18 protein-coding genes are annotated in these 19,667 nt (G+C 71.6%); 4 read left to right on the forward strand and 14 right to left on the reverse strand.

Annotated elements, in window-relative coordinates:
* Positions 1-74: 74 nt before the first annotated feature.
* The 8 genes from ACWD38_RS17800 to ACWD38_RS17835 all read right to left on the reverse strand — a co-directional run bounded on the left by ACWD38_RS17800 (position 75) and on the right by ACWD38_RS17835 (position 9,034).
* On the reverse strand, positions 75-2,435 hold the full coding sequence (locus tag ACWD38_RS17800; RefSeq protein WP_450124475.1) for an ATP-binding protein: 2,361 nt from the start codon (positions 2,433-2,435) through the stop codon (positions 75-77).
* Positions 2,436-2,457: 22 nt separating this feature from the next.
* Entirely contained in the window at positions 2,458-3,093 is a 636-nt protein-coding gene (locus tag ACWD38_RS17805; RefSeq protein ID WP_450124476.1) for a DUF6879 family protein, read from the reverse strand.
* Complete coding sequence (locus ACWD38_RS17810; RefSeq protein WP_450124477.1) at positions 3,086-3,355, reverse strand: hypothetical protein; 270 nt, start codon at positions 3,353-3,355, stop codon at positions 3,086-3,088. The genes ACWD38_RS17805 and ACWD38_RS17810 overlap by 8 nt, the downstream gene beginning before the upstream one ends.
* A 520-nt stretch (positions 3,356-3,875) precedes the next feature.
* Positions 3,876-4,868: a transketolase family protein gene (locus ACWD38_RS17815; protein ID WP_450124478.1), complete on the reverse strand. Its 993-nt coding sequence runs from the start codon at positions 4,866-4,868 to the stop codon at positions 3,876-3,878.
* Positions 4,865-5,752: a transketolase gene (locus ACWD38_RS17820; protein WP_184478590.1), complete on the reverse strand. Its 888-nt coding sequence runs from the start codon at positions 5,750-5,752 to the stop codon at positions 4,865-4,867. The genes ACWD38_RS17815 and ACWD38_RS17820 overlap by 4 nt, the downstream gene beginning before the upstream one ends.
* Before the next feature lie 232 nt (positions 5,753-5,984).
* Positions 5,985-7,283, reverse strand: coding sequence for an MFS transporter (locus tag ACWD38_RS17825; protein ID WP_450124479.1), 1,299 nt, complete (start codon positions 7,281-7,283; stop codon positions 5,985-5,987).
* A gap of 75 nt (positions 7,284-7,358) precedes the next feature.
* On the reverse strand, positions 7,359-8,225 hold the full coding sequence (locus ACWD38_RS17830; RefSeq protein ID WP_184478595.1) for an NAD(P)-dependent oxidoreductase: 867 nt from the start codon (positions 8,223-8,225) through the stop codon (positions 7,359-7,361).
* Between the two features lie 110 nt (positions 8,226-8,335).
* Positions 8,336-9,034, reverse strand: coding sequence for an FCD domain-containing protein (locus tag ACWD38_RS17835; protein ID WP_184478597.1), 699 nt, complete (start codon positions 9,032-9,034; stop codon positions 8,336-8,338).
* A gap of 254 nt (positions 9,035-9,288) precedes the next feature.
* Between ACWD38_RS17835 and ACWD38_RS17840 the strand changes: the two genes are divergently transcribed.
* Positions 9,289-10,821, forward strand: coding sequence for a GMC family oxidoreductase (locus ACWD38_RS17840; protein WP_184478599.1), 1,533 nt, complete (start codon positions 9,289-9,291; stop codon positions 10,819-10,821).
* Here the strand turns inward: ACWD38_RS17840 and ACWD38_RS17845 are convergent, their stop codons facing one another.
* Together ACWD38_RS17845 and ACWD38_RS17850 are read right to left on the reverse strand one after the other, a co-directional pair.
* Entirely contained in the window at positions 10,822-12,108 is a 1,287-nt protein-coding gene (locus tag ACWD38_RS17845) for a lactate 2-monooxygenase (protein ID WP_450124480.1), read from the reverse strand. It lies immediately after the preceding gene.
* A gap of 71 nt (positions 12,109-12,179) precedes the next feature.
* Positions 12,180-12,671, reverse strand: a complete 492-nt coding sequence (locus tag ACWD38_RS17850) for a MarR family winged helix-turn-helix transcriptional regulator (RefSeq protein WP_184478603.1) — start codon at positions 12,669-12,671, stop codon at positions 12,180-12,182.
* A 48-nt stretch (positions 12,672-12,719) separates the two neighbouring features.
* Here ACWD38_RS17850 and ACWD38_RS17855 point away from each other — a divergent pair, with 48 nt between their 5' ends.
* The gene (locus ACWD38_RS17855; RefSeq protein WP_184478604.1) at positions 12,720-13,649 is read left to right on the forward strand and encodes an amidohydrolase family protein; all 930 of its coding nucleotides are present in this window, start codon (positions 12,720-12,722) and stop codon (positions 13,647-13,649) included.
* Positions 13,650-13,779: 130 nt separating this feature from the next.
* Complete coding sequence (locus ACWD38_RS17860) at positions 13,780-14,550, forward strand: SDR family oxidoreductase (RefSeq protein WP_184478605.1); 771 nt, start codon at positions 13,780-13,782, stop codon at positions 14,548-14,550.
* A 99-nt stretch (positions 14,551-14,649) separates the two neighbouring features.
* Here ACWD38_RS17860 and ACWD38_RS17865 read toward each other — a convergent pair whose 3' ends face one another.
* Together ACWD38_RS17865 and ACWD38_RS17870 are read right to left on the reverse strand one after the other, a co-directional pair.
* Positions 14,650-15,504 (reverse strand): alpha/beta hydrolase, encoded by an 855-nt coding sequence (locus ACWD38_RS17865; protein ID WP_450124481.1) that lies wholly within the window; start codon positions 15,502-15,504, stop codon positions 14,650-14,652.
* A gap of 120 nt (positions 15,505-15,624) precedes the next feature.
* On the reverse strand, positions 15,625-15,753 hold the full coding sequence (locus tag ACWD38_RS17870) for a hypothetical protein (protein ID WP_450124482.1): 129 nt from the start codon (positions 15,751-15,753) through the stop codon (positions 15,625-15,627).
* A gap of 84 nt (positions 15,754-15,837) precedes the next feature.
* Between ACWD38_RS17870 and ACWD38_RS17875 the strand changes: the two genes are divergently transcribed.
* Positions 15,838-16,431 carry a TetR/AcrR family transcriptional regulator gene (locus ACWD38_RS17875; protein ID WP_450124483.1) on the forward strand — a complete coding sequence of 198 codons (594 nt, stop codon included), beginning with the start codon at positions 15,838-15,840 and terminating at the stop codon, positions 16,429-16,431.
* Positions 16,432-16,512: 81 nt separating this feature from the next.
* On the opposite strand, the gene ACWD38_RS17880 is transcribed toward ACWD38_RS17875, so the two are convergent.
* Together ACWD38_RS17880 and ACWD38_RS17885 are read right to left on the reverse strand one after the other, a co-directional pair.
* Positions 16,513-17,751, reverse strand: coding sequence for an ROK family transcriptional regulator (locus ACWD38_RS17880; protein WP_184478608.1), 1,239 nt, complete (start codon positions 17,749-17,751; stop codon positions 16,513-16,515).
* A gap of 449 nt (positions 17,752-18,200) precedes the next feature.
* On the reverse strand, positions 18,201-19,427 hold the full coding sequence (locus ACWD38_RS17885; protein ID WP_450124484.1) for an acyl-CoA dehydrogenase family protein: 1,227 nt from the start codon (positions 19,425-19,427) through the stop codon (positions 18,201-18,203).
* Between the last annotated feature and the right edge of the window lie 240 nt (positions 19,428-19,667).

Genomic DNA, 19,667 nt, shown 5'->3' on the forward strand with positions numbered 1-19,667 from the left:
ACTAGGCGAACCGCTCACCGGGTACAGCGAGATGATCAGTCGTGGTGGCGCGGGTTCTCGCGGTCTTGGACCCGCTACGCGCCGTCCGGGGCGTCGCGGAGGCGGGCTCGGGTGCGTTCGGCGGTGGGGTCGGTGAAGTCGGCGAGCAGGTCCGTCGCCTCACGTCGGCACCGGTCGGCTTCGGCGGTGTCGCCGGTGCCGTCGAGGGCGGTGCTGAGGTGGGCCAGCGCCAGGGCCAGCTGCCACCGGTCGTCCAGTTCGCGGAAGGTGTTCGCCGCCAAGCGGTGGAATCCGGCGGCCTCCTCGGCCCGGTCCAGCTCCGAGTAGACCGTTCCGGTGACGTCGAGCGCTTCGGCTTCCCTGGCGCGGTCGGACAACCGGCGTTGCATGGAAGCCGAGCGCTGGAAGGAGATCAACGCCTCCGACGGCCGTCCGAGGTCGACCTGCACCCGTCCGAGTTCGAGCGACCAGTACGCCTCCCACGCGCGGTTCTCGTGCGCGTGGGCGATCGCCAGCGCCTCCTCGACGTAGCGGTGCGCGTCCTCGGGGCGTCCGAGTCCCCGGTGGGCGTGGCTGAGACCGCGCAGCGCGTCGCCCCGGCCACCGGGAGTGCCGAGCCGGGTGTAGCGCTCCACGGCGTCCCGCAGCAGGCTCGCGGCCTCCTCGAAGCGCTCCAGTCCCAAGTGGACGTTGGCGGTGTTGTTCGACGACACCGCGATCCAGTACTCGTCGCCGACCTCGACGGCGAGCCGGTGGGTCTGCTCGAACATGATCAGCGCCCGGTGCAGTTCGTGGCCCCGCAGGTGCGCCATGCCCACGGCGTTGGTGGAGGCCAGTTCGCCCCGCCGATCCCCGAGCTCGCGGCGGATGTCGAGCGCCGCGCTCTGGAAGCGGATTCCCTCCGCGCGCCTCGAGAACTGCGTGTGCGCCTTGCCCAAGCTCTCCAGCATGTCGGCCTCGGCGTGCCTGTCGCCGGAGGAACGGGCGGCGCCCAGGCCGATGGTGCTGGTCGCGAACCAGTCGTCGAACTGGTTGCGGCTCGCGTAGATCCCGCGCAGCAGCGCGGGAAGCAGCCACGCGAGCTCGGGGAGGTCCGCTTCGTCGGCGGCCCGCGTGGCGGCGACGAGGTTCATCCGCTCGCGCTCGTACCACTGCACGGCCTCCTCCGGCGTCGCGAAGTCCTGGGAGCCGGAACCGCCGATCGGCGGGCGCCGGTGCGCGGGAGCGAGCACCCGCACCGCCTGGTCGGCGCACCCCGCGTACCAGCGCACCGACCGGTCGAGCGCGGCTCGGGCGGTCTCGACGGATTCCTCGGTGCGGGCCTGGTCGGTGGCGTAGGCGCGCAGCAGGTCGTGGAACTCGTAGCGGTCCGGCCGCCGCTGCTCCAGCAGGTGCGCGCCCACCAGGTCGTCCAACAGCCGGCGCACGCGCACCACTGGCAGGTCGGCCAGCGCGGCGGCGGCGGCCGAGCCGAAATCACGACCGGGATGCAGCCCGAGCAGCCGGAACAAGCGGCTCGCGTCCTTCGACAACGCGCGGTAGGACCAGGCGAACACGGAACGGACCGCGTCCGCATCGTCGTCGTCGCCCGCGGTGAGCGCGTCCCACAGCGCGGATTCGTCCCGCAGTTCCTCGATGAGGTCGCCCAGCGGCACGCTCGGCCTGCTGATCGCGCGTTCCGCCGCGATGCGCAGCGCCAGCGGGAGGCGCGCGCACAGCCGGGCCAGCTCGTCGAGCTCCGCACCGTCGTCGGGACCCCGATGGCCCTCGGACAGGCTCCGCAGCAGCCGCACGGCCTCCTGTTCGGGCAGGACGCCGAGCGTCACCCTGCGGGCGCCGTCGCGCGCGACGAGCCCGGAAAGCCTGCTTCGGCTGGTGATCAGGGTGAGGCACTCGCCGCTGCCGGGCAGCAGCGGCCGGACCTGCCCGACGGTCGCCGCGTTGTCGAGCACGATCAGCATCCGGCGCCCGGCCAGTTCCGAGCGGTACAGCGCCGCGCGCGATTCGAGGTCGCCCGGAATCCGATCACCGGGCACGCCCAACGCGCGCAGGAAGCGATCCAGCGCCTGATCGGGCGTGACGAGCGGCCCCGGATCGTAGCCGTGCAGGTTGACGTACAGCTGCCCGCCCGGGAAGCGCGGCGCCATGCGGTGCGCCCAGTGCACGGCCAGCGACGTCTTGCCCACCCCGGCGGTGCCGACCACCACGCACGGAGCCATCGCGCCCTCGTCCGGCAGCAGCAGGTCGAGCTGTTCGAGCTCGCCGTGCCGGTTGACGAAACCCGGCACGTCGGCCGGGAGCTGCCGGACGACGCCGTCGTCACCGCGCGCGGTGCGGTGGAAGTGGATGCCACCGCTGACGCTCCCGGCCTGGATCACTTCCCGCGCGCTGCCGGAGAGCTCGTTCCTGGATTCGTCGCCGTCCCGCGTCGGCATGTCACCCATCTCGGTTTCGCCGTCAGGCGGTGGGAGTCGTGCACTCCGCGGGCCGCAACCCCGCCACTTCCCGGTCGAAGTAAGCGTCGATCGGCTCGCCTGCCCGGTGCAGCCGGTCGATGAAGTTCGCCCAGCGCTGGGCGGTCCGCTCGTCGACGTACCGGACCGCACCTTCGGCGACGCCGTCGGAGTCGTAGCGGACCTCGTAGACGGTGTCCGGACCGATCACGAAGATCTCCGGCAGCGCGACATCGCGCTCGTGCGCTTCCAGCGCGCCCGCGTCGACGATGCTGACCGACGCTCCGCACTGATGGCGGGTGAGCAACGAGTTCAGCTCCCAGACGAGGTAGGAGCTGAGCGGCTCCTCCACCACTCGGACCCGGCGCACGAAGAACCCGTGTGCGGAGACGCGGTCGAAGTATTCCTGGAGCGCCGGCCGCCGCTGTTCGAGCAACCGCAGCGACAGCTCCCAATTCCCGTCGTGGAACGCATTCCAGCTGGCGCTTTCCGGCTGCCGGAAGGTCTGCGCGCGTTCGAATTTCCACGCTCCGGTGTTCCGGGGCCTCCAGAAGCGCTCGTTGAAGTCGTCGGCGTATTCATCGAGCGTCAACCTGTCCCCGGAGGCAATTCGGCCGGGAGCGCCGGTCAGGTCAGCCATGGGGTATGTCCCCCTTCGCGGACTTGAGCATGATTCCGGGAATCACGACGAGTCGTTCGTCGGATCCCACGCTCACCCCGTCGGGCAGCGTGGCCGTGTAGCTGGCCGTGAGATCACGACCGATCACGGCGATGTCGCCGTTGTCGAGCTCCCAGATGTCCGGGCAGGTCAGTTCGTTGTCGCTGGCGCCGAGTTCGAGCGCTGACTTGCCCAGGCGTCTCCGGAAGGTCGCTGACGGGTCTGCTTCCCAAGGTCGTGGCATGGCAATCCCTCCGCCCATCGGCGCGCCAACGGGAGAAGTCGCGAAAATCCCAGACCTCGTGGGTAATTTCCCACAAGGAATCGATTCGCTGGAACATTCCCGTTGTTCGCGGTGCTGCTCACCTTGCGGAAGATCAGTGTAATTGCGAGCGCGACTTGCTCGGTCTCGCCGTCTGAGTGTCTCACTCGAACGGGCGATGGAAAATGGACTGATCGATGGCTCGAACATGCGCGAATGCGGGTTTTGCTTCGATGATTTCGAAAGTGAGAATCGATTCGGGGCGGATTGGCAAATCCGGTGATCCGCGAATAAGCCAAGTGGAATACGCATAGCGCAGGTGAGGATAACGTCCCGCATCCTGTTGTTCGAGCGGCGAAGCGAGATCGTTACCGCTTTCGCGCGACCTCCGCCGTTCGGCGCAATCGGAGAAGCGCGAAAGGCGCCTGCCGAATGCGCCGCAATGCGGCGGCGCCCCGGAGGTGTGGGGTCCGGGGCGCCGGTCGTCGTGGCGGGGTGCGGGTCAGGCGAGTTCGGCGAGGACCTTCGACACGATCGAGCCCCGGGCCAAGCCGTAGCGCTCGTGCAGGGTCGGCAGGGCGCCGGCGTCGAGGAACCGGTCCGGCAGTGCGATCGGCACGACGCGCTGCTGCTCGCCCACCTTGGCCATTTCCGCGGCCAGGGTCTCGAAGAGGCCGCCGACGACGGTGTGGTTCTCCAGCGTCACCACGAGGCGGTCCCCGCGGGTCTCGCGCAGCACGGTCTCCGCGTCGAACGGCTTGATGGTGGGGCTGTGCACGACCGAGACGTCCACGCCGTGCTCGGCGAGGTCCTGCGCGGCCTGCAATGCGCGCATCGTCATCAGGCCGCTGGAGACGAACACGACGTCGGTGCCGCCGCGCAGCACGGAAGCCTTGCCCAGCCGGAACTCGTAGTCGTACTCGTCGAGCACCGTCGGCACCTTGCCGCGCAGCAGCCGCAGGTACGTCGGGCCGTCGGCGGCCGCGAGCTGCGGCACGGCCTGCTCGATGTCCACCGAGTCGCAGGGGTCGACGATCGTCAGGTTCGGCATTCCGCGGAAGATCGCGATGTCCTCCGTCGCCTGGTGGCTCGGTCCGTAACCCGTGGTGAGCCCGGGGAGTCCGCCGATGATGTTGACGTTGAGGTTCGGTTCGGCGATGTCCAGGCACAGGAAGTCGTAGGCCCGCCGCGCCGCGAACACGCTGTAGGTGGAGGCGAACGGCACCAGGCCGACCTCGGCCATGCCCGCCGCGGCGCCGAACAGCAGCTGCTCGGCCATGCCCATCTGGAAGAAGCGGTCGGGGTGCGCTTCGGCGAACACGTGCATGTCGGTGTACTTGCCGAGGTCGGCGGTGAGGCCGACGATCCGCTGGTCCTGCTCGGCCAGCGCCGCCAGCGCGTGCCCGAACGGCGCGGAGCTCGTCGGCTGGCCGGGGTCGGCGAAGGACGCGATCATCGCCGAGGTCGTCAGGCGCTTCTTGGTGGGGGTGCTCATGCGCTCGCTCCTTCGAAACCGGCGGTGAGCTGGTCGCGGCACTGCTGCCACTCGTGCTCGTCGATCCGCATGAAGTGGGCCTTCTCGCGGGTCTCCAGCAGCGGAACACCGCGGCCGATCTTGGTGTCGCAGAGGATCACCGACGGCGTGCCGTGTGGTTCGGCCTGCTCGGCGGCGGCGTCGAAGGCGGCCAGCAGCGCTTCCACGTCGTTGCCGTCGACGCGCTGGGTGAACCAGCCGCACGCGGCCCACTTCTCCTCGGCGGGTTCGATGCTGAGGACCGACTCCGTCCTGCCGTCGGCCTGCAACGCGTTCATGTCGACCATCGCGGTCAGCCCGCCGAGCCCGTGGTGCTTCGCGCCCATCGCCGCCTCCCAGGTGGAGCCCTCGTCGAGCTCCCCGTCGGAGAGGAAGTTGAAGACCCGCGAGGACGACGACCGCAGCCGCAACCCCAGCGCCATCCCGACGGCGACGGTGAGCCCGTGGCCGAGCGAGCCGCCGGAGATCTCCATGCCGGGCGTGTAGGAGGCCATGCCGGACATCGGCAGCCGCGAGCCGTCCGAGCCGTAGGTGTCGAGTTCGTCGACGGGGACGATCCCGGCCTCCGCCAGCGCCGCGTACAGCGCGATGGCGTAGTGGCCGGTGGACAGCAGGAACCGGTCCCGCTGCTCCCAGTGCGGATCCTCCGGCTTCAGCCGCAGCTGGTCCACGTAGGTCACCGCGAGCATGTCGGCGACGCCGAGCGCCTGGCCGACGTAGCCCTGGCCCTGCACCTCGCCCATGTCGAGCATGTGGTGGCGCATCCGGTACGCGGCTTCGCGCACCCGATCCGCCCGCGCGGCGAGGTCGAGCCCTTCCGTGCGTGACGCGCTCACAGCGGTCATGTTCACTCCTTACTTGTCTTCGAGCTCGTTCTGCTTGGTGGGGCGGGTGGCGGAACCTCAGCGGCCTTCTCGCTGCGGGATCGATTTCTTATGTAGGCCCCTACACGGCGAAATCGCTGTCCTCGCGAGAAGGCCGCTGAGAACCCGCCGCGCTGCCGGTTGCATGCGTGGTCACTGCTCAGCGGCTTCGCCGCTGACAAGACAGAGATCACGATCAACCCGCGCGACCGACTCAGGCCGGAACGCGGTCCGGCTCGGTGAGCTTCGCGGGCGCGGTCTCGGCGGTGAACGCGGCGGCGACGGTGGAGATCACGCCCAGCAGCACGAACAGCAGCGCGGGCCCGATCCAGCCCATACCGCCGTAGAGCGCGGTCGCCAGGAACGGCAGCAGTCCCGCCACCATCGACGCGCCGTTGTAGCCGAGCGAAATCCCCGAGGAACGGACGTCGCGGGGGAACTGCTCGGAGAACCACGACGACTCCACCGCGAAGATCGGGTCGTGGCTCAGCAGCAGCCCAAGCGACACCGCGACCACCACGGCGATGCCCGCGCCGGTGTTGACCAGCAGGAACATCGGGACGCCGAAGGCGATGGTGAACACCGCACCCAGCAGGAACACCGGCTTGCGCCCGATCCGGTCCGACAGCGCGCCGAACAGCAGGTGGCTCAGCAGTCCCAGCGCGGAACCGACGATGGTGCCGATCAGCACGTTCTGCTTGTCCGTCAGCCCGGCGAGCACCACGTAGGAGAGCATGAAGCTGGTGGTGATGTAGTAGCCGCCGGTCTCCGCCAGCCGCAGCGCCACGATCTTGAGGATGGCCCGCCAGTCGCGGCGCAGCACCTCCAGCGCCGGGGCCTTGTGGATCTCGCCGCGGTCCTTCATCGCGGTGAAGTCCGGCGACTCGGAGACCTTCATCCGGATGAACATGCCCGCGCCGACCATCACGATCGACAGCAGGAACGGCACCCGCCACACCCAGTCGCCCTCGAACACGGCCTCCGAAGCCAGGAACGCGCCGTTGGCCAGCAGCAGCCCGGCGGGGATACCGATCTGCGGGACCGCGCCGAACAAGCCCCGCTTGCGTGCGGGCGCGTGCTCCACCGACATCAGCACCGCGCCGCCCCATTCGGCGCCGAACCCGATGCCCTGCACGATGCGCAGCAGGATCAGCAGCACCGGAGCCAGCAGCCCGGCCTGCGCGTAGGTGGGCAGCACGCCGATCAGCACCGTGCCCAAGCCCATGATCGCCAGCGACCACATCAGCACCGTCTTGCGTCCCAGCTGGTCGCCGTAGTGCCCGGCGAGGTATCCGCCCAGCGGGCGGAAGAAGAAGCCCACGGCGAGCGTGGCGAACGAGGCCAGCACGCCCAGGAGTTCGTTGCCGGTGTGGAAGAACACCGACCCGAAGTACGCCGCGGAAGCGGTGCCGTAGATGAAGAAGTCGTAGCTCTCGACCGCGGTGCCGATCATCGACGCGACCGACACCTTCGTCGGGTCGTCGCGCCGGGCGGCGGTGGGCGCAGCGGACATGTCTGCTCCTTTGCAGCGACCGCCGGGGCCGGATGACCGGGCGGCGGGATTCCCGCGATGTGCGGGGAGGTTCGGTCAGGCGGAGGTGTAGGTCTCGATCACCCGGGAGTCGTCGCGGGCGCCCAATCCGGCGTCGGCGGCGCGTTCGTAGCGCTCCCGCGCGAGGTCCAGCAGCGGGGTGTCGGCATCGGCCTGGCGGGCGGCGTCGGCGACGAGGTTGCTGTCCTTGACGAAGATGCCGATGGTGCTGGTGACCTCGACGTCGGTGCCCTGCACCATGCGCGGCCCCCGGTCGGAGAGCATCCACGACCCGGCCGCGCCGCCCTCGACCAGCGACAGCACCTGCTCGCGGTCCAGTCCGAGCTCACCGGCCAGCGACAGCGCTTCGGCCGCGGCGACGATGTGCACCGAGCACAGGTGCTGGTTCACCACCTTGATCGACTGGCCGTCGCCGACCCGCTCGCCGACTTCGCGCACCGAGCCGAAGCAGTCCAGCACCGGGCGCGCGAACTCCACTGTGGACCGGTTCCCGGCGGCGAACAGGGTGAGCTCACCGGTGCGGGCCCGCGCGACGCCGCCGGTGACCGGCACGTCCAGCACCAGCGCTCCGGCCGCCGTGAGGCGGGCGCCCTGCTCGCGGACCGCGTCGGGGCCGACGGTGCTCATCACGATCCAGCGCTGCCCGTCCAGGTCGGCGCGGGTGAGCGCTTCGTCGACGAGCGCGGCGAGCTGGTCGGGAGTGGCGACCATGACCACGACGAACTCCGCGCGGGGAGCCTCCGCCATCGACGCGACCGCCGGAATCCCTTGCGCCGCGGCCCATTCCCGTGCGCTCGGCGTCGGATCCACCGCCGTGGTCGTGCGGCCCGCGGCGACCAGCCTGCTCGCCATGTGCCTGCCGATGGCGCCGATTCCCACGAACACCACGTCGGGTTCGCCCATGAGTCAACCTCCTGCTCCGGCCCGTTTCCGGGCAGCACGCGTCAGCGCCCGGTCGTGCGGGCGCGCATTCCTGGAGTTCCGGTCCCGGCGGTCGGCCGGGGTGGGTGCGGTCAGGCCTCGCCGGTCAGCGAGGACCACACCTCGAAGTGGTGGCGCATCGCCGAGCGAGCGCCTTCGCCGTCGCGGTTCTCGACGGCGTCGACGATTCCGTAGTGGACGGTGTCGATGACGCGGTTCTCGCCCGGCCGCAGCGGTTCCCGCTCGACGGCGATGCGGCGGCGGTCCACGACCTCGTCGCGCAGCACGTGGCTGAGCCCGTCGTGCAGCAACGTGAAGATCGGGTTGTTCACCACGGTGCACAGGTGGCGGTGGAAGTCCAGGTCCGCTTCCAGCGCGCGTTCGTCCTCACCTGCCGCGCTGGCGCGCACCATCTCGTCCACCAGCCCGCGCAGCACGTCCACGTCGTCGGCCGTCGCCAGGCGGGCGGCGGCCTCCGTCATCGAGATCTCCAGCATCTCGCGCGCCGAGCGGAACTGGCCGCCGCCGAGCTGGCCCAGCTCGCTGGAGAGGTCGAAGTACAGCTGGATGAAGCTCGAGTCCGGCACGCCCAGGTAGGAACCCCGGCCTTGGGTGCGGGTCAGGAAGCCCAGCATCTCCAGCATCGACAGCTGCTCGCGCAGCGTGCCGCGGCTGATGTCGAGGGAGGCGACCAGTTCCCGTTCCGTGGGCAGGCGCAGCAGGTCCGTGCCCGGCTCCGGCGTCGCCTGTTCGGCCAGGCTGCGCACCAGGAACGACAGATCCACACCCACGGAATCCTCCTTTGGTAAAACCAATGTGGCGTACGTTAAGCGGCGGCTACCGAGGTGTCAACGCTTTGGTTAGACCTTTGCCGCGTTTCCTTGGCTTGCGGACGTGGGCGGGGCGGACTGAAGAGGCTTCGCCGGAGGCCGATGCTGTGACGTGACGCACAATGGGTTGAGCATGCCGTTGGGGCACGGGTTGTTCTGCTCCGTGCGGCGACCGATCCGATCGGTCGGCCAGGCGGCACGACGGAGGGGACCGGATGTACGACACCATCATCATCGGCGCCGGATCGGCGGGGGCCGCGCTCGCGGCCCGGCTGACCGAGGACGAGCAGCGGCGGGTGCTGGTGCTGGAAGCGGGCCCGGACTACCGCTCCGCCGAGACGCCGCCGGAGATCCAGGGCGTCGAACCGGGCAAGCACCGCCTCGTCGAACAGCTGGCGCACTCCCACACCTTCCCGCGGCTGCAGGCGTCGAGGTCCGCCGTGCAGGAACCGGCGAGCTACCCGCGCGGGCGCGGCGTCGGCGGGAGCTCCGCCGTGAACGGGCTGTTCGCGATCCGGCCCACCGTGGAGGACCTCGACGGCTGGGCGGCGAACGGCTGCACCGGGTGGAGCCACCGCGAGGTGCTACCGCTGCTGCGGAAGCTGGAGGACGACCAGGACTTCGGCACCGAGGCCCACCACGGCGCCGACGGCCCGATCCCGGTGCTGCGGCCGCGTCGCGAGGACTTCGCCACCGTCGACTCCGCCCTGGATCAGGTCACCGAACGCATGGGGCACCCGTGGGCGCCCGACCACAACGCGCCCGGCGCGACCGGGGTGTCGCCCTACGCCTACAACGGCAGCGGCGGGCGCCGGGTCTCCACCAACGACGCCTACCTGGAACCGGCCCGCGAACGGCCCGGCCTGCACGTCGTGGGCGGCGCGCTGGTCGACCGGATCCTGATCGGCGGCGGGCGCGCGACGGGGGTGCGGGCGATCGTCGACGGCGAGGTCACCGAGTTCCACGCCGACGAGGTCGTGGTCTCGGCCGGCGCGGTGCACTCCCCGGCGATCCTGCAGCGCTCCGGGATCGGTCCGGCCGCGGAGCTGCGTGAACTGGGCATCGAGCCCGTGGTGGACTTGCCCGTGGGGCGCGGGTTGCAGGACCACGCGGCGATGATGCTGGTCCTCGGCCTGCACGAACCGCCGGACTACCGCGGACTGCCGGCGCGCGGGCAGCTGTTCCTGCGCTTCACCACCGGAGTCGGGGAGGACGTCAACGACGGTGTGATCGCGACTCCGGGCGCGCTGGGCGAGGGAATCCCGGTCGCCGGGATCGTCGGCTGGAACAACCGGGCGAGCTCGACCGGCCGGGTGCGGCTGACCTCCACGGACCCGTCGATCGACCCGGCGGTGGAGCTGAACCTGCTCGCCGATTCCGTGGACCTGCGCCGGTTCCGCGTCGTCGTCGACGAGCTGCGCGAGATCGCCGCCCAGCCGGAACTGCAGAAGATCTCCGCCGGGATGGGGCTGGGCACGGCCATGGTCCCGCCGGAGACGGCCATGTCCGCCGCGGAGTTCGCCGAGTTCGCCCTGGCCAACGTCATCGACACCGCGCACGCCTCCGGCACCTGCCGGATGGGCGCGCCGGGAGAACCGGACGTCGTGGTGGACCCGGACGGCCGGGTGCAGGGCGTCGAAGGGCTGCGGGTGGCCGACGCGAGCGTGTTCCCGTGGGTGCCGCGCGCCAACCCGCACCTGACCGCCGTGCTCGTCGGGGAGAAGATCGCCGCCGCGATGCGGGGCTGATCAGGCCGGGCGGAGGGCGTCGCGGGTGAGCTCGGCGGGGGAGGCGTGGCCGGTGAGCCCGAGGGTGAGGTCGAGCTCGGCGAGCACGTTCGCCGCGACCGCGCGCACGCCCTCCGCCCCGGCCAGCGCCAGTCCGTAGAGGTACGGGCGGCCCAGGCAGACCGCGTCCGCGCCCAGGGCCAGCGCCTTGACGACGTCGGCGCCGGACCGGATGCCGCTGTCGAACAGCACGGTGAGCTCGCCGTCGACCACCGGCGCGATCTCGGCCAGCGCGTCGAGCGCCGCGACGGAACCGTCGACCTGGCGACCGCCGTGGTTGGACACGACGATCCCGTCCACCCCGGCGTCCACCGCCCGGCGCGCGTCGTCGGGGTGCAGCACGCCCTTGAGCAGGATCGGCAGCGATGTGCGTTCCCGCAGCGTCGCCAGGTCCGACCAGTTCAGCGACGGCCGGGAGTAGGTGTCGAGGAACGTCTGCACCGCCGCGCGCGGCTCCGGGGAGCGCAGGTTGCGCAGCAGCGAACCGGGGTACCGGCGGCTCATCGACAGCAGCGCCCGGATCGCGGCGACCGTGACGCGCACGTCGGAGGCCTCGTCCGCGCCGCGCGCGACCCGCTCGCGCACCATCTCGCGGAACCGGGGGTCGGAGGTGTACTGGGCGATGCCCTGGCCGCGCGCGAACGGCAGCGATCCCAGGTTGAGGTCCTGCGGGCGCCACCCCAGCAGCGTCGTGTCCAGCGTGACCACGATCGCGTCGGCCCCGCAGTGCTGCGCGCGGGACAGCAGGCTGTCCACCAGCTCCTCGTCGGTGCTCCAGTACAGCTGGAACCAGCGCGGCGACTCGCCCATCGCGGCGGCGCACTCCTCCATCGGGACGCAGCCCTGGCTGGAGAACACGTACGGCAGGCCGAGCTCCGCAGCGGCCTTCGCGACGGCCAGGTCCGCCTCGGGGTGGATCAGCTCGGCGGCGCCCACGGGCGCGAACAGCACCGGCGCCGGGATGCGGCGGTCGAACAGCTCCACGCTCAAGTCCCGCCGGGACACGTCCCGCAACATGCGCGGCACGATCGACCAGCGGTCGAACGCGGCCCGGTTCGCCCGCATCGTCGCGCCGTCGCCCGCGCCACCGGCCACGTAGGCCCAGCCCCGCGCCGAGGACTTCCGCCGCGCGCGGCGCTCCAGGGTGCGGAAATCGGTGGGCACCGCGGGTTTCCGCCCGGACACGCCGTCCCGGTAGATCGCGGACTGCCGGTCGCGGCCGATTCCGGCGGCGGGTTCGTCGGGCATGCGAAGTTCCTGTTCGTGGTCGGCTGCGTCCGATCATCTCCGGCGGCGCGCGCCGAGTCCATACCGGACGTTCAGCCGCGGTTCCGGCGGTAGCCCGCGTTGATGACCTCGGTGAGGCGTCCGAGTTCGGTGGCCAGGTGCAGGCGTTCTTCCGGGGTGAACACCGCGTAGCCGCGGGCCTGCGCCCGGCGCTGCTGGGCGCGGAGTCGTTGCAGCGCCCGGGTTCCCGCGTCGGTGAGGGTGATCAGCACCCGGCGCTCGTCCTCGGGGCTGCGGCGGCGGGACACGAGCCCTTTGCCTTCGAGCTGCTGGAGCATCCGGGTCGCGGTCGGCAGCGTGACCCCGGCGGCCGCGGCCAGGTCGCCCACCGGAAGTTCCGCGCCGGTCGCCAGCGGCAGCACCATCGCGAGCTGGGCCAGCGAGAGCCCGCCCACCTCGGCGGCGTGCGCGGCGCGGGCGCGGCGCATGGCCAGGAACAGGGCGTCGGTCGCCTGCGCGAGCTCGTCGACGCCCGTGTCGTCGGCGGGCTCCTCGGGCTCGGGGCGCTGGTGGCTGCCGGTCATGGGTGCTACCTTACCAATTGGTTAGCAAGCTAATTAATAGGAGCGATCATGGCCTCGGCTCGGCGCATCGACGTCCACCACCACGTGGTTCCGCCCGCGTACCGGGAGCGGCTGCGACGCGACGGCGTCGATGCCGGAGGACGCGGCACGCCGGACTGGAGCCCGCAGGCCTCGCTGGACCTGATGGGCCGCAACGACATCGAGACCGCGATCCTGTCCGTGACCACGCCGGGCGTCGAACCGTGGCCGGGGCAGGACGGCCGAGCGATGGCGCGCACCGTCAACGAGTATTGCGCCGAGCTCGCCGCCGAGCACCCGGGCCGGTTCGGCTTCTGGGCGACGCTGACGCTGCCCGACGTGGACGGCGCGCTCGCCGAGGCCGCCTACGCGCTCGACGAGCTGGGCGCCGACGGCGTGGTGCTGCTGGCCAACAGCGGCGGCACCTACCTGGGCGACCCGGCCTTCGAGCCGCTGATGGCCGAGCTGGGCAGGCGGGGCGCGGTCGTGTTCGTGCACCCTTCGGCGTTGCCCGCCGAGCCGGTGCCCGGCATCCCGCCGTTCGCGGCGGACTTCCTGCTCGACACCGTGCGGGCCGCGACGAACCTGGTGGCCGGCGGCACCGTGCACCGCCATCCCGGCCTGAAGGTCGTCCTGTCCCACGCGGGCGGTTTCCTGCCGTACGCGGCGGAGCGCATCGCCGCCTGCCTGGAGATGGCGGGCGGTGAGCGCGGCACTGCGGAACTGCTGGGCGACCTGCGCCGGTTCTACTTCGACACCGCGCTGTCGGCTTCGCCGTACTCGCTGCCCGGTCTCACGGCGTTCGCCGACCCGGAGCGCATCCTGTTCGGCAGCGATTTCCCTTACGCGCCAGCGGAAATCGCCACCTTCATGACGGAGCGCCTGGACGCGGCGCCGGGGATCGACCACGCCGCGATCGACCGGACCAACGCCGCCCGCCTGCTGCCTCGCCGGGGCTGAGCGTCCGGCCAGGTCGGTCCACAGTGGATCGACCTCGACGCGGCTGGCCCGGCGGAGCGGTGATCACTATCGTTGCTCGTCGATGCCGCAGGTGCTGCGGTGACGGCGCGCGGAAGCAGGTGAGGGTTCAGTGGATCTCGGACTGACCGGCAAGGTCGCGGTCGTGCCCGGTGCGACCTCCGGGTTGGGCGCGGCGGTCGTGCGCGGGCTGGCGGCCGAAGGCGCGCACGTCGCGTTCGGCGGGCGCCGCGGGGAACTCGCGGCGCAGCAGGCCGCCGAGCTGCCGTCCGCGGTGGGCATCGGAGTGGACATCACCGAACCGGACGGCCCGCGCTCGCTGATCGACGCCGCCGCCGTGTTCGGGCCGGTGGACGTGCTGGTGCTCAACGGCGGCGGCCCCGCGCCCGGCACCGCCGCCGAGATGAGCGCCGAAGCCGCGCAGGACGCGGTGCGACTGCTGCTGTCCGCGCACATCCGCCTGGTCGAAGCGGTCCTGCCGGGCATGCGCGAACGCGGCTGGGGCCGGATCGTCGCGATCGGTTCCAGCGGCGTCCAGCAGCCGATCAACGGGCTCGCCGCCTCCAACGTGGGTCGCGGCGCGCTCGCCGGGTACTTGAAGACCCTCGCCGGTGAGGTCGCCGCCGACGGGGTCACCGCGAACATGGTGCTGCCCGGCCGGATCGAGACGGAGCGGCTCAACTCGCTCAACGCCGCCATGGCCGAGCGGCGCGGCGTCGCCGCCGACGAGGTGCGCGACGCGTCCCGCGCGGACATCCCGGCGGGCCGGTTCGGCACTCCCGAGGAGTACGCGGCGGCGGTCGTGTTCCTGGCGAGCGCCCAGGCGTCCTACATCACCGGTGAACAGCTCCGCTGCGACGGCGGCCTGATCCGCGCGCACTAGTGGCGCGCGGGTGGTGGTGGCTGAGCCGGACCTGGTCGCGCTTCCAGCGCTCACAGCACCAAGCCCGCCTCAGCCACCGCCGACGAGGCGGCTACCCGCTCACCGGGCACGGCAGGTCCTGAGGTAGCTCAGGAACGACGCCTGCAGGCCGGTCACGTGCGTTTCGCGCATGATCGCGCTGGTGACGGCTTCGCCGCGCGCGGTGAGGCGGTGCAGGACGGTGGCCGTGTTCTTCGACATGGCCTGGTAGATCGCCATGTCGCCGAGCAGCTCCTGCTCGTTGAGGGTCACGTGGAGCCGCGCGGCTCGCTGCCCGTCGCCGAGCTCCTGGAGCCGGGCGAAGATCCGGCTGTCCGCGCCGGCCACGCCGGGGCTGCCCGCTCCGATGCTCTCGAAGAGCGGGCAACCGGTGAGCCAGGTGTAGAGGCCGAACAGGCCGCCGTAGGAGTAGCCGAAGAGCCCGTGGCCGCTGGTGGCGGTGCCGTAGTCGCATTCGATCCGCGGGTGCAGTTCCGCGGTGAGGAAGTTCAGGAACGCGTCGGCGTGGGTGTCGCGCAGTTCGGCGAGGTAGGCGTCGGTTTCCTCGCGCGTCCTCGAACCCGCTCGGAATCCCGCTTCCGCGGCGTCGACGAGCTCCGCGGCGATGGGCTCGCCGGGTGGCACGAGGTCCCTGTTGCGCAGCCGATCCCAGTGCTGCGCGTCTTCGCCCGCATAGCCGACGCTGACCTGGATGTAGGGCTGGATCCGCTGCATCGGATCGGCCTGGGCCACGATGAGCGGTGCCGTCATGCCCACGGCCCAGTTGCCGTCGAGCACGTACAGGGCCGGCGCTCGCGTCGTGGCGGGGTCGTAGCCCGGTGGCGTGGTGACCCACACGCCGTAGTCGTGCCCGCCGCCGGAGCGCATCTCGAAGTAGTCGGTGTCGGCGAGGCAGCCGTGCCACATGGTGCTCATCGGGGGTCCTTCACAGCATGTCCGGTTCGGACGGTCGGTACGGCATGGGCGGGGGAGGTGGAGAGTTTCGGATCGTCGTTGCGGAGCACGAGGGAAAGCTCAGGTGAACGTGGGCGTCGGTCAGGCGAAGCCGATGCGCTCGCCGGAGGTGTCGAGCCGGGATGTGCGCCCGTCCTCGACGTCGGCGGGCACGCGACCCGCCCCGTCGATGACCGCCGCACCGGTGATCTGCAGAACCTCACGAGTCATGTCCTCCTCCGTCGGTGAGCCGACTGCGACCATGGTTCGAGCACCACGGCACCGGCTTTCTTTTCCAATGGATAAACTGCGGGAGTGACCCTGTCAAGCACGGAACGCACCGGTGACGCACGCGAGCGCCTCCTGGCGCGGCTCCTCGACGCCTTCGCGGAGGCCCTTCCCGCGCCGGAGGTGTCGCTCCGCGAGATCGCCGCCCGCGCCGGGACCAGCCACGCCCTCCTGCGGTACCACTTCGGTTCCCTGCCGGGCGTGCTCGCGGCCATGCTCGACGCGCAGCGCTCCCGTGACAACGCGGCGCTCGTGCAAACCGCCGAGCAAGGCACCTTCGACGACCTCGTCGTGGCGATCTGGCGGACCTACACCGGTCCGGAGCAGCTGTCGCGCGTTCGCGGCTTCTTCCACGTCGCAGGCCTGGCCGCGCACGACCCGGAGAACTTCCGCGAGTTCATCGACTCGCTCGACGATCTGACCAAGATCCTGGCCGCGCTCGCGGAACGCGAGGGGCTCGATGCCGAGGAAGCGCTGCTGACGGCCTCCGTCACCATCGCGGCGATTCGCGGCCTGCTCCTGCAGGAGGTCCTCGCTCCGGCGATCCGCTCGGAGGACGCGGTCACCTCGATCCTGCGCCTGAGCAAGGGGCGATCCGTTCCGCGGTCACATCCGGGGTGACGCGGCACCTGACGGCGGTGCTCGCCGCGCGGCGAGCCGAGCGGCGTAGCGCGAGCCGCTGCGCACCGTCGCGTTACCGGTTCACCGGCGCAGGCCCCGGGCGGAGGTCGCGCGGTTCGCGTGGCGCAGCGCGGCGAGCGGATCGGCGTAGAGGAAGTCCAGCGACACGGCCGCCGCCGCCTGCTGCTGGATCCCGTTCCCGGCGGCGGTGACCTGGAATTCCCGTTGCGGTACCGCGGAGTTCTCCGCCGCGGACCGCGCCACCTCGCGCGGCGTCCCGGAGAACTCGGTGAACGCCTGGCCGCCGAGGATGATCCGATCCGGGTTGATCACGTCGGCGACCTGCCCGATGCAGCGCCCCAGCACGCGGGCCCGCTCGCGCAGCAGCGCCAGCGCCGACCCGTCGCCGGCCTCGCCCCGAGCGGCCAGTTCCGCGGTGGACCCGACGGGCAGGCCTACGGTTCGGGCGGCCTCGACGACTCCGGTGTCGCTCACGGCGTCGTCGAGCCTGCCGGTGCGGCGCGGATCGAGCAGTTCCGTCGGCCCCGCGGGCAGGTGCCCGATGCCGCCCGGCCCGGTGCGGGGGTTGTGCACGGCGCCGTCGATGGTCAGCGCGACGCCGATCGTCTCGCGGGCGTAGCAGTACAACGTGCTGCCGTGCGGCTCGTGGGGCGGTCCGAACGACAGCTCCGCCGCCGCCATCGATTCCACGTGCGGCGCCACGGAGATCGGCAGCCCGAGCCGCGCGCCGATCAGCTCGCCGACCGGAGCCTCGCGCCAGCCCAGCCGCGAGTGCTCCACCCGCCCGTGCTCGTCCACCCGCCCGCCGAGCGCGACCCCGGCCCACAACGGTCGCCTGCCCGGCCAGCGCGCCAGGAAGCGCCGAGCGCGATCCCCGACGGCGGCGAGCACGTCGGGCGCGTCGTCGCCGGAGGTGCTCGTCCGGATGCCGCCCAGCACCCGGCCGTGCAGGTCGTGGGTGGTGATGGTGGTGGTGCGGTAGCCGATGTGGATCCCGACGGTCAGGTGCGGCTCCCGGCGCAGCTCGAACGGCAACCGCGGACGTCCGACCGCGCCGGAGGGAGCGAGATCGGCCCGCTCGCGCAGCAGCCCGGCCTCGACGAGGGCCACCACGTGCCGGTTGACGGTGGGCAGGCTCAACCCCGTCCGGGCCGCGGCGGCGTCGCGGAAGATCGGGCCCTCGCGGCGGGCGACCCGCAGCACCGCGGCGGCCGGCGTGTCCGCGATGCGCAGACCTGGCGCTACGACGGGGACATCAGCGGTGCGGGCAGGTGCGACGGCGTGCAGGGCTGCGGTCATGGGTCCTCGCAACGTGCGGGGACGGCACCACGAGCGCGAGCGGATCGGGCCGGGGTGCCGTGCGGTCGGCGGAGTTCGTCAGGAGAGCGGCGACGAACCGCGACAGAGGACCCGGACCAGCGGCAGGCGGCAACCGAGCGCGACGGTCACGTACGTGACGGTCGGCAGGACGGTCGGATCGCTGGGCACGGCCGAAAACTACCGTGCCAGGACGGGTTTTGACGAACCGTGTGACGCACCTCGCCGACCGCTCCGGTGGTGGCCGCACCGGTGCCGAGAGCCCGGCGAGGACGGGCTGCGAGCCCCGGAACTCCGCTCCGAACTGGGAAAAGACCGCCAGCAGCCACGTGCCGAGGCGCGCTGCGGAGCGAACCGCCGCGCACGCCGGCGCGGGTTCCGGCCGGGTCGTCGTCCTGGAATGTGGGAGCGGGCGACGCGGGACCCGCCGCTCAGAAGTAGCCGTTGACCGGCAGCGGCGTCGAGTTGATGAACACGTCGCCGACCGCGGCGGCCTTGTACGACGTCGGGTTGTGCAGGGTGAGGGTGCGGATGTTGCGCCAGTGCCGGTCCAGGTTCCGGGACCGGGAGGCCGCCGACGCCCCGCCCACTTCGAACAGGGCGTTCGCCGCGCGCAGCCCGACCTCGTCCACGTGCACCTTCACCTTCGACGCCGCCAGCGACGCCGCGGTGAACAGCGCCGGATCGGGCTCGCCGAGCCGTTCGGAGCGGTAGGCGGCGTCGATCTCGTCGGCGGCGGCGAGCACCGCGGCCTCGGCGACGTAGGCGGCGCTGGTGATGCGCCCGACCTCGGCGTGCAGGATCGGATCGTCGGCCGGTGAGGCGGTCGGGGCGTGCTGGAACGAGCGGGTGCGCCCGCGGACCAGCCGCGCGGCGTCCTCGGCCGCGTTGCGCAGGATGCCGGCGATGATCGCCTGGAGGTAGAGCTGGAGCAGCGCGACATCGTTCGCGCCGCGCGCCGAACCGTCGTTCACGCGCACGTCGAGCACCTCGTGCTCCTCGACGACGACGTCCTCGAAGGTGGTGGTGCCGGTTCCGGTGCGGGTCTGACCGATGCCGTCCCAGTCGTCGACCACGGTCACGCCCGCCCGGTCGATCGGCACCAGGACCGCCGCGACGGTGTTCAGGTCGAGCTGCGCCGACACCCCGATCCAATCGGAGAACAGGGTGCCGGTGCTGTAGAACTTCTCGCCGTTGAGCCGGAAACCGTCGCCGGCGCGGGTGAGCCCGGTCGCGAAGGAGAGCGTTCCGGCGGCTCGGTCGCCGCGTTCGCTGCTGGCGTTGCCGAACAGCTTGCCCGCGCGGATCTCCGCCACCCAGTGCTGGCGCTGCGGCCCGGGCGGCAGCGCCCGCAGGATCTCGTTGACCTGCCAGAAGTGCGCGCGCAGGATGTGCGCGACGTTCGGGTCGGCTTCGGCGAGGTCGATCACCAGCGACAGCAGCGCGCGCACGGAGACGCCGGGGCCACCGTCGGCCGCGGGCAAGGTGATCGCGCCGAGCCGGGCCTGGCGGATCCAGTCGATCTGCTCGTGCGCGTTGAGGTCGTGCGCCGCGCGGTGCTCGGCTCCGGCGGCGATCTTCGCCACCAGCGCGGAGAACTCCGCCGATCCGGGCAGCACCGGGTCGACGTGCGGGGCGATCGGGGTTTCGATGCTCACTGCTGCTCCTCGGGGGTGCTCGGATGTCCGGCGGTTCGGTGGCGGGAACCCCGGCTCCACCGCCGTCGGGCCGGGGACGGGACGACGCCCCGAGAACTCACGGAGGGGGCGTCCCTGCGGGGTGAACTCCGGAATCACACCGTGACCGCCTCCACGATCGTGATCACGTTTTCCCTGGTGTCCGGCAACTTCGCGAGAAATCGAACGGGCACGGGTGAAGATCTGAATCCGGGATCGTGC

Source organism: Saccharopolyspora sp. NPDC002578 (assembly GCF_053592695.1).

Excerpts from the sequence above, each read along its gene's own strand:
- ACWD38_RS17800 (WP_450124475.1), bottom strand. The coding sequence starts at position 2,435 with ATGCCGACGCGGGACGGCGACGAATCCAGGAACGAGCTCTCCGGCAGC.
- ACWD38_RS17805 (WP_450124476.1), bottom strand. The coding sequence starts at position 3,093 with ATGGCTGACCTGACCGGCGCTCCCGGCCGAATTGCCTCCGGGGACAGG.
- ACWD38_RS17810 (WP_450124477.1), bottom strand. The coding sequence starts at position 3,355 with ATGCCACGACCTTGGGAAGCAGACCCGTCAGCGACCTTCCGGAGACGC.
- ACWD38_RS17815 (WP_450124478.1), bottom strand. The coding sequence starts at position 4,868 with ATGAGCACCCCCACCAAGAAGCGCCTGACGACCTCGGCGATGATCGCG.
- ACWD38_RS17820 (WP_184478590.1), bottom strand. The coding sequence starts at position 5,752 with ATGACCGCTGTGAGCGCGTCACGCACGGAAGGGCTCGACCTCGCCGCG.
- ACWD38_RS17825 (WP_450124479.1), bottom strand. The coding sequence starts at position 7,283 with ATGTCCGCTGCGCCCACCGCCGCCCGGCGCGACGACCCGACGAAGGTG.
- ACWD38_RS17830 (WP_184478595.1), bottom strand. The coding sequence starts at position 8,225 with ATGGGCGAACCCGACGTGGTGTTCGTGGGAATCGGCGCCATCGGCAGG.
- ACWD38_RS17840 (WP_184478599.1), top strand. The coding sequence starts at position 9,289 with ATGTACGACACCATCATCATCGGCGCCGGATCGGCGGGGGCCGCGCTC.
- ACWD38_RS17845 (WP_450124480.1), bottom strand. The coding sequence starts at position 12,108 with ATGCCCGACGAACCCGCCGCCGGAATCGGCCGCGACCGGCAGTCCGCG.
- ACWD38_RS17850 (WP_184478603.1), bottom strand. The coding sequence starts at position 12,671 with ATGACCGGCAGCCACCAGCGCCCCGAGCCCGAGGAGCCCGCCGACGAC.
- ACWD38_RS17855 (WP_184478604.1), top strand. The coding sequence starts at position 12,720 with ATGGCCTCGGCTCGGCGCATCGACGTCCACCACCACGTGGTTCCGCCC.
- ACWD38_RS17865 (WP_450124481.1), bottom strand. The coding sequence starts at position 15,504 with ATGAGCACCATGTGGCACGGCTGCCTCGCCGACACCGACTACTTCGAG.
- ACWD38_RS17870 (WP_450124482.1), bottom strand. The coding sequence starts at position 15,753 with ATGACTCGTGAGGTTCTGCAGATCACCGGTGCGGCGGTCATCGACGGG.
- ACWD38_RS17880 (WP_184478608.1), bottom strand. The coding sequence starts at position 17,751 with ATGACCGCAGCCCTGCACGCCGTCGCACCTGCCCGCACCGCTGATGTC.